Annotated in this window: 2 protein-coding genes; one reads left to right on the top strand and one right to left on the bottom strand. The window is 66.9% G+C overall.

Annotation, left to right across the window (positions count from 1 at the left end):
* On the bottom strand, positions 1-674 hold a 674-nt coding region (locus JNN06_RS16030; protein WP_291240598.1), incomplete at its 3' end, for a hypothetical protein.
* Positions 675-870: 196 nt separating this feature from the next.
* Here JNN06_RS16030 and fabD point away from each other — a divergent pair.
* Positions 871-1754: ACP S-malonyltransferase (gene fabD, locus JNN06_RS16025; RefSeq protein ID WP_291240597.1), on the top strand; the 884-nt coding region annotated here is incomplete at its 3' end.

Raw genomic sequence — 1754 nt, 5'->3', positions numbered from 1 at the left:
AGCACCGAGTCATTGTTGATGATCGCGGTGGCGGCATCGGTGAAGCTGTCATTGCCAAGGCCCAGGTCGATGGCCCCGGTGATGCGCCCGGTATTTTGCAGGCTGTCATGGCCCTCGCGCAGCTGGATCGCGCCGGTGATGGTGCCGCTGTTGGTGATGCTGTCCACCCCGGCGGCGCCATAGATCGCGGTTTCCCCCGACAGCGCGCCGCTATTGGTCAGTTGCAGGCTGCCCAGACCGAAGGGCGCGTTGATGCCAAAGACGCCGCCGGTCATGGTGCCGCTGTTCACCACCACCACATTGCCGGTGATCACCCCGGTCAGGGCGGCATAGGCGCCGTTGATGCGGCCGGCATTGTTCAGGGTGGAATGGATGCCATCCAACAGCACCCCGTTCGACTGATGCGCCGGATCGGCCGAGCCATAGGCGCCGATCACGCCGGTGGCGCTGACGATCACGGTGCAGGTCTCGGTCGTGCCGAGCATCTTCACCCCGTCGTCAAAGCCCTCGACCGTGCCATTGATGGTGAAGACATGCGCCCCCGCCCAGGTGGCAATGCCGCTGGCCGCGGTGGAATGCACGGTGATTCCGGCCTCGACAGCGATGTCGTCATTGCCAGACAGCAGGTAACCGTCGCCTTCAGTGTTGCGGTTTTCGGCGATAATCAAGGGCATGGCACAGGTTTCCGGGCTGATTGTTGATACGGGTTAAACAATTGAATTGTATTGGATTTGTTCCTGATTTCCAAGGGATTTCAGGCCCCGCCCCCTGGCTTGGGCAAAAGCCCGCCGGGCGGCGGGGCCATGCGCGGGCCGATTGCACGGGCCGGTGCGAGCCTGTATCCCCTTGGAAAAGCAGATCGGAGGAACCATGAGCCGCGCATACGTTTTCCCCGGGCAGGGCGCCCAGACCATCGGCATGGGCAAGGCCCTGGCCGAGGCCTACCCGGCCGCCCGCGCCGTGTTCGACGAGGTGGATGACGCCCTGGGCGAAAAGCTCTCCGTGCTGATCTGGGAGGGGGATATTGCCGAGCTGACGCTGACGCAGAACGCCCAGCCCGCGCTGATGGCGACCTCGCTGGCCGCGCTGCGCGCGCTGGAGGCCGAGGGGATGGGGCTGGACCAGGCGCAATTCGTGGCCGGTCACAGCCTGGGCGAATATTCCGCGCTTTGTGCGGCGGGGGCGCTGAGCCTCAGCGATACGGCGCGGCTGCTGCGCATTCGCGGCCAGGCCATGCAAGAGGCGGTGCCGGTGGGCGTGGGAGCCATGGCGGCGCTGCTGGGTCTCGATTTCGAGACCGCGACCGAAGTGGCCAGCGAGGCCGCGCAGGGCGAGGTCTGCCAGGCCGCGAATGACAATGACCCCGCGCAGGTGGTGGTCTCGGGGCACAAGGGGGCGGTGGAGCGCGCGGTGGAGATCGCCAAGGCCAAGGGCGCCAAGCGCGCGCTGCTGCTGCCGGTTTCCGCCCCCTTCCATTGCGCCCTGATGCAGCCCGCCGCGCATGTGATGGCCGAGGCGCTGGCGGCGGTGAATATCGAAAACCCCAGCCTGCCCGTTGTGGTGAATGTGCGCGCCGAGGCGGTGACCGAGGCCGACCGCATCCGCGACCTGCTGGTGGCGCAGGTCACCGGCTCGGTGCGCTGGCGTGAAAGCGTGCTGTGGATGGAACAGGCGGGCGTGACCGAGTTCTGGGAGATCGGCGCGGGCAAGGCCCTGGCCGAGGCCTACCCGGCCGCCCGCGCCGTGTTCGACGA

This window comes from Gemmobacter sp. (assembly GCF_016792925.1).
In the GTDB taxonomy this organism is placed as follows: Bacteria; Pseudomonadota; Alphaproteobacteria; order Rhodobacterales; family Rhodobacteraceae; genus Gemmobacter.
This window is presented reverse-complemented; position numbering and strand designations above follow the sequence as displayed.